Below are 7,162 nucleotides of genomic sequence, written 5' to 3'. Positions count from 1 at the left end.
CTAGGACATCAGATGAATTCAAGTGTTAGCTAATTCTAACCGAATTTTCCTGCGTATTTAATTTACAAGCTTTCTCCATTTCTTGACACTGTTGTCGCTTCAGTGAGGTTGTTCTTCTTCAGTGTCTGCTTTCTTCTCGATCAACTTCGGAAGTTCGTACTCTGCATGAATTTCGCTGTGTCCGTTTTTGATGAATCGGCTGACGAGTTTGGCGTGTTCCTGAACCAGCATCACAACGTACGGATCATCGGATCGGTACGAAGCTTTCACACCTTTCTCAGTCTCTTCGTATTCTAAAGTGTATTTGTCTGCATTTTTGATCAGGCCGACGAAGACGGGATGAAAGGTCATTGGGGGAAGTGGTTGGTTCATCAGCACGCGACTGTCCATATTGGGGACGTGGTCCTGAAGCAGTGCAGTGATCTTTTCATCATCTGATTCGGTCAAAGCGTCTGCACCATTGGGCAACATCTTGAGCGTGCGACGGATCTTACTTCGGTCAGCGAACATGGAGTGGATCGTCGTCATGTCAGATCGGAATCCACCCGCTCCAGCTCCACCGGATCCACGCCCTCCGCGAAAACCTGGTCCGTTGCCCTGTGCCACTTCGAGCCGTTGCTTGTGGTGGTTGTCGGCATTGTCATCGTTCGATTTGGGCGATGCGTCAGGATCGCTGTTTCGACTTGTTGTCGAGTCGGCGACCGACTTGCTGTCGCTTTGAGTGACTTCCTGAGAACAAGCGACGGCTGCTAGCGAGAGTGTCGTGATACACAAAACGATGGTACGCATTGTTTGATCCCTTGCTTGCTGAGAAAAAATTGAGAGGAGCGAGTTACATCTAGTCGATCTTCGAGTACGAGTTTTCGGTGAGAACTTTGGGTTCGGGGTGACAGAGCCAGAAAAGGCCGGGACGAATCAGAAACTCGGCGAACGTGGCTGTAATCAGGCCACCGAGGATCACAGTGGCGACGGGGAACAGAATTTCCTTGCCCGGAAGGTGACCTCCGATAACGAGTGGCACCAGTCCGAGTCCCGTTGTCAGGGCTGTCATCAAAACGGGAGCCAGTCGATCGAGGCTTCCGCTGATAATGATATCTTCGCTAATTTGTAGCTCTTCCATTTGCTCGATATAGGTTGAAATCAAAAGCAAGCCGTTACGTGCTGCGATTCCACCTAGCGATATGAAGCCCACCATCGCTGCGACCGAGAAAGTCTGACCGGTGAAATACAGTGCAAAGATCCCGCCGACGAAAGCAGCCGGAACGGCGATAAGCAGTTGAAAAACAATGTTAAAAGAGTTGTAAGTCGAATAGAGGACAACGACGACAGCAATGAGCGCGAGTCCGCTGAGCCAGAGAATGCGTGAGTTCGCCTGCTGCTGCGCCTCAAATTGTCCGGCGTAAGTCACGAAGTATCCTTCGGGTAACTTAATGTCACTTGCGATCTTGTCTTTGATTTCGCCGACCACGCTGCCGACATCGCGCCCCATGGTGTTGACGCGAATGACGATTCTTCGTCGTCCATCATCGCGGTTGATCGTGTTCGGTCCGGCAGCCTCGTACACATTCGCGACGGCACTCAGCGGAATGATTTTTCTGTTGGGAAGTTCCATCGGCATACGGTGAAGGTTATCGAGGTCTCGACGTTGCGATTCTGCGAGTCGCAGTACAATGTCGAACGAACGTTGGCCGTCGATCATTTGTGAAACTTCCTGTCCATGGATCGCTGTTTCAATGAAGTGATTGACGGCGTGAGAATTTGCACCATAGTGCGCGAGCATGTCGTGTTTTAGATCGACGCGAAACTGCGGCGTTGGCTGTTGTTGTTCGACGATTGGGGGAGCAATGCGGTCGATCGATTCGATGGCTTCCTTGATGTGTTCAGCTTCTTCACGCAACACTTCCAGGTCGTCGCCATAGAGTTTGATCGCGATTTGAGCAGTCACCCCTGAAAGCATATGGCTGATCAGGTGAGCGATCGGTTGCTCAACTTCTGTTTCGACTCCGGGAACATGTTCCACCGCTTCGTGTAGGGCTTCGATCACTTCTTCCCGTGACAGACCGCTGTCTGGATTGAGCGTAATAACGTATTCCGAAGTGTTCACGCCCATGACGTGCTCATCTTGTTCAGCGCGTCCTGTACGGCAGGTAAACCAGAGGAGAGGGGCAGTGGGGTTTTCGTCGGTAGCGACAAGTTTCTGCAAATTCTGGTCAGCCATATGGCTTAGTTCTCGACTGACATCCAGCGATGTTCCCGGCGGCGCGAACAAGTTGACTTGTGCCGCTCCTTCATCAAATGGCGGAAGGAAATCGCGACCCATTGAATACGCGATCATGCCTCCCACGACGCAGCTTGCACCGAGAGCGGTCAGAGAGAAAGTGAGTCCAGAGGGTTTCATGCTGAAGCGAATCGCAGGTCGGAACATTGCTTTGAGCAAACGCAGGATGAATCCGTCTTTCTCCCTCGTGGTGACCTTCGCATTCGGTAGTAAGTAGTAGGACAGGACCGGTGTGACGGTTAGAGAGACAATCGTCGAGGCACAGATCGAAACGATGTAAGCAATGCCAAGCGGCGTGAACAGTCGTCCTTCCATGCCTGTCAAAGCAAACAAGGGGGCGAAGACGATTACTACCAGGACTGTGCTGACAATGATTGCGTTTCGAACTTCGACACTTGCATTGAAAATCACCTTGATGACTGATTGGGGTGATTCAGACTTCGCGTTCTGCTTCAGTCGACGGAAGATGTTTTCGACATCGACGATCGCATCATCGACCAGTTCACCGAGTGCCACCGCTAGGCCGCCCAGAGTCATGACATTGATCGAAAGTCCAAGCCATCGAAACACAAGGGCGGTGACGAGAACTGACAGGGGAATCGCTGTCAGTGTGATGAAGGTCGTACGAAAGTTGAACAGGAACAAAAACAGAACGATGACAACTAAGACAGCCCCGTCTCGAAGAGCATCAATGACGTTGTGCACGCTGTGATCGATGAACTCTCGCTGTTCGTAAGTCGTCTGTAGCCGAACATCTGACGGGAGTGAAGGTTCCAGTTCAATCAAAGCCTCGCGAATTGCTTCGGTGACTAATCTTGTGTCGGCCTTCGGTTGTTTTTGAATTGTCAACACGACGGCAGGACGACCGTTGACGGAAGAGTCTCCGCGTTTTGTTTGCGCCACTTCGTCAATGGTTGCAACATGTCCCAGTAGCAGAGGTCGGTCGCCATCATCACGGATCACGGTATTGCGAATTTCCTCTTCCGTCTCAAAACGGCCGATCCCGCGTATCAGAAGTTCCTTTCCATCACGTGCCATGAATCCACCTGTCACGTTGTTGTTGCTTGCTCGCAAAGCCTCCTCAACATCGGACAAATTGACTTCGAAGTGATGCAGCTTGTGGCGATCGACGAGAACGTGGTACTGCTTGCGTTCACCGCCCATCGTGATCACTTGAGAGACGCCGGGGATCTTTCTTAGACGTTGACGCACAACCCAATCGGCCAGTGTTCGTAGTTCCATCGGGGAAGTTGTTCCGTCTTCACTCCACATCCCGACCAGCACGATCTGCCCCAGCAAGGAAGATCGCGGCCCCATCTGTGGTGTTACGTCGTCTGGAAGCTGGTCTGAGACGAGCGACATGCGTTCCTGAACAATCTGCCGCGCTGTCTGAACGTCGGTGCCCCAGTCGAATTCGACGTTGATGACAGACAATCCAATGTCTGACGAACTTCGCACTGCGATGACACCAGCTGCGCCGTTGATCGTGGCTTCCAGCGGAAATGTGACTCGTTGCTCCACTTCCTCTGGTGCCAGTCCTTCACATTCGGTGACGATGACGACGCGTGGTCGAGTCAGATTCGGAAGCACGTCGATGGGCAGTGTCGCGGTGACCATGCTGCCAGCAACAAGGACTGCGATCGCTCCACAGAGAATGATCAAGCGGTTTTGCAGAGCAAATTGAATGATGTGATTGAGCATGACGTTGCACTGAGTGAGATGACGAGGAAGAGCGAGTAGCCGAGAATTAGTGATCGTGGTGATGATGATGTCCGCCACCGCCGCCCGCTTGCATTTTCATCGCGAGATACAGCTTGTAGGCATGGTTCAAGGCAATCCGTTCGTCATCGTGCAGTTGCCCATCGTGCGCGATCACTACGTCTTTGTCGTCTCGGTGGAGCAGTCGAACAGGTACTGGCTCAAGTTCGATGAAGACTTCATGTTCATGGTCGTCGTCGTGGTCAGCAGAATGTTCATCAGTGGCTTGTTCGGCCTCATCATGATCTTCATCGTGATGATGTTCCGCGAAGACGAAGACGTTCGGACCGTCGATCACGGCCGCATCGATGGGCAGGATGATCTGATTTTCCCAACGCTCGACAGGCAGTCGCAGGTGCAAACGCTGTCCCGGGCGAAATCTCCATTGCTCGAATTGATGTCCTTCGTCGACCAAATTCTGCGTGACTTCGTTGGGAAGCTCCATGAAGAATCGGACTGTTTGCGATGCTTCATCAACATGGTTGTCCACACGTAACAATTCCAGCTGCAGCGGCGTCGTGTCTGATGCTCCGTGAGAATCAACAGCGGTTTCAGCTGCAATCATCCATCTTTCGTGGGCAATTCGTTTCAGCACCGGAAGATCAACTTCGAACGCAGTTCCTTCAACATATAGTTTCTCGTGGTAGGCAACTGTGCAAAGTGACTCGCCTCTTGTGATCGACTTGCCGGGGTGAACAAGCAGGTTCTCAATCGAATAGCCGGTCGCCGTGCATTGCGTGTCTTGTGATTCGCGAACGAACTTTGGTGCAAAGACGGAAAGCGTTGAAGCCAACGTCCGGTCGCGCTGCAGTCTTTCGATTTGGTCTTCCGGCATGCCACGTCCGCGCAACTCTTGCAGCGATGTTGCCTGCTTGGCGACAAGCTGTTTGACCGCGTATTCCAGTTCTCGCTTCTTCGCTCCTGAGACTGCACCGGAATCGAACAATGGAGCGAGCCGCTCGATTTCCTGCTGAGCGACTTCGACCTGTGTAAGTGTTTCGAGGTACTTGGCCTGCGCTGCCAACAAAGCTTCGTCGGTCAGACGAATTTCAAACAGTGGCGATTCCATCGGAACATTTTCTCCGGGAATCACGCTGACGGATTCAATCACGCCAGCCACTGGAGCCGAGACCGCCAGATCACTTCGACCAGGAATCTCAACGACTTTTCCCGGCACCAGAATCGACTTCCAGTAGTCCCCGGTCTCTGGATGACCTAGTCGAAGACTCAAGTTCTCAAATGCTTGCTTGGAGAGAGCGACATGATCTTCCTCTTCATGACCGTCGTGGTCCTCGCTTTCAACATGATCCAACTCGTGGTGATCATCGTCGTCGTGTAAGTCGGTAGCTGTCGGAAAAACTTGCGGATAGAACCACAGTCCGGAAGCAGCGCCCGCTGCAAAGAGGCAAGTAAGAACGACAGACGAAACAATCGCGCGCACGCCTGCACGCAGAAATGTAAAACGAGACATAAAGCAATCTCAGGGAAGATGAACCGAACGGAAGAAGCCACTTCAGTCACAAGATTTGTGACGAGTAGCACGACGGTCGCTGAGACTCTTTATAAGCGGTAAACCTGAAGCGCAGGACGGCACAGCGCAGCAGCGAACACTGGCGGCGATTCGCTCCGAGATCGATTAACAGCAGCAGCAGCTGAAGCGAGCGAGAAGATTGCAACGGCAATCCACGCAACGAGGAGATCAGCAGCGAAGGTTTCCTGCAAAGATGTCACGCGAATATTGTTGAAATACTGCGCTCTCGCTTCACCAGAGCAGTCATGCTGATCTTCGTTTTCTCCAACAAGAACACCGCTGCTCTTGCCGTCCAAAACTGTTGAAGCGAGATTTCGATCGTGGTCGGAATCAATGCCCAGCAGTTGAGCCCACACGTTGTGCTCCACACATCCGCACGGACAGGCTCCCAACTGATAAACCATCACGACGAGCAACATGGTCGCTACGAAGTGTTCGGCTGGTTTCAGTTTTCGAAACAGTGGATGCATCAGTGACAGCTAGTTTTGCTGGGTTTCAGTTCAACACTCGCTCATCACTGATTTTACTTCCGGTTTGAATTGTTGCCAATATCTGAAAACCCGAGATTTCGAGAGCTGAAGCAACTGAGACCGACTCTCATCTTCACGAGATCGGCCAGTCAAGAGGTAGTTTGCTGGGAAGCGATTGTCCTGACTTCTGGTAGCAATCAACGCACAAATCGCAGTTCCGCATCAAAACCAGCGATACTAGGACAGATGAAAAAGCAGTTCGACGTTGCCGGTACAGTTCGGAGAATTGTGTTTCCAACTTTGACTAAGTGATGACATCGTCAACGGCATGTCCGTGAACGTTTGTTAATCGACGTTCGAGTCCGCTATGATAGAACGTGACGCTGTGGTAGAAAGTGAGTCGTTCATAGTCGAGGCCCATCAGGTATAGTAACGTCGCACTGAAATCGTAAACGCTGACCGGGTCGACAGCTGCTTTGAAACCAAACTCATCACTTTCACCGTCGCTAAACCCTTTCTTCACCCACACACCAGTCATGAAGCACGTGAACGCGCCCGGACTGTGATCGCGTCCGGTTCCATTCGCCTGAAGTAATGGCATGCGCCCAAACTCAGTCGCCCACACAACAAGACTGTTGTCGAGTAAGCCTCGCTGCTTCATGTCAGCGATCAGGGCGGAGGTCAGAAAGGGAAGTTCCAGTTGGAATGAAAGTCGAACAACAGAAGTGTGATCAAACCGACCGATCTATCCTGCTGCAGACGGAAGTTTGATATTTGCCGCTTAATCGCATCTTCAGGGCTAATCGCCGTAGTCCACCAGATACCATGCACCATCTAGTTGACACACCCATTCAACAGGCGGCGACTCGTACCCGAATCCTGATATAAATTTCTTCGGTCTGGTCCCATCTGGGTGATATTCAAGACTCAACTCCGTCGACGGTACGAGGTCGAAGCGAATGATCCCATTCTCACCTCGTTCCACGAGTATTCCTACCACCTCTCGCTGTGGATAGCGTGTGTAATCGAGACTTACTAACACATCTGGATGCTCAGGCGAGGGGAAAAAGACTCGCCCGCCTGCTAGTTCAGTTGGACGATCGGGCCACTCTAGAGACAACTCCC

Annotated in this window: 5 protein-coding genes and 1 pseudogene; all 6 read right to left on the bottom strand. The window is 51.9% G+C overall.

The window, feature by feature from the left end; all coding sequences use genetic code 11:
- Positions 1 to 99 precede the first annotated feature (99 nt).
- Positions 100 to 789: a hypothetical protein gene (locus AB1L42_RS23740; protein ID WP_367062694.1), complete on the bottom strand. Its 690-nt coding sequence runs from the start codon at positions 787 to 789 to the stop codon at positions 100 to 102.
- A gap of 49 nt (positions 790 to 838) precedes the next feature.
- Complete coding sequence (locus tag AB1L42_RS23735) at positions 839 to 3,979, bottom strand: efflux RND transporter permease subunit (protein WP_367062691.1); 3,141 nt, start codon at positions 3,977 to 3,979, stop codon at positions 839 to 841.
- A 46-nt stretch (positions 3,980 to 4,025) separates the two neighbouring features.
- Positions 4,026 to 5,507: an efflux RND transporter periplasmic adaptor subunit gene (locus tag AB1L42_RS23730; protein WP_367062688.1), complete on the bottom strand. Its 1,482-nt coding sequence runs from the start codon at positions 5,505 to 5,507 to the stop codon at positions 4,026 to 4,028.
- A gap of 89 nt (positions 5,508 to 5,596) precedes the next feature.
- On the bottom strand, positions 5,597 to 6,037 hold the full coding sequence (locus AB1L42_RS23725; RefSeq protein ID WP_367062686.1) for a hypothetical protein: 441 nt from the start codon (positions 6,035 to 6,037) through the stop codon (positions 5,597 to 5,599).
- Between the two features lie 304 nt (positions 6,038 to 6,341).
- Positions 6,342 to 6,719 (bottom strand): annotated as a pseudogene (locus AB1L42_RS23720) (DUF1501 domain-containing protein); the annotation flags it as partial.
- Between the two features lie 117 nt (positions 6,720 to 6,836).
- Positions 6,837 to 7,162: hypothetical protein (locus AB1L42_RS23715; protein WP_367062683.1), on the bottom strand; the 326-nt coding region annotated here is incomplete at its 5' end.

Origin of the sequence: Thalassoglobus sp. JC818 (assembly GCF_040717535.1) — a bacterium.
GTDB lineage: Bacteria > Planctomycetota > Planctomycetia > Planctomycetales > Planctomycetaceae > Thalassoglobus.
Note: the sequence above shows the minus strand (reverse complement) of the source record. Positions and strands in the feature narration are given on the sequence as shown.

Bases quoted from the DNA above. Each gene is read 5' to 3' on its own strand.
- AB1L42_RS23740 (WP_367062694.1), bottom strand. From the start codon at position 789: ATGCGTACCATCGTTTTGTGTATCACGACACTCTCGCTAGCAGCCGTC.
- AB1L42_RS23735 (WP_367062691.1), bottom strand. From the start codon at position 3,979: ATGCTCAATCACATCATTCAATTTGCTCTGCAAAACCGCTTGATCATT.
- AB1L42_RS23730 (WP_367062688.1), bottom strand. From the start codon at position 5,507: ATGTCTCGTTTTACATTTCTGCGTGCAGGCGTGCGCGCGATTGTTTCG.
- AB1L42_RS23725 (WP_367062686.1), bottom strand. From the start codon at position 6,037: ATGCATCCACTGTTTCGAAAACTGAAACCAGCCGAACACTTCGTAGCG.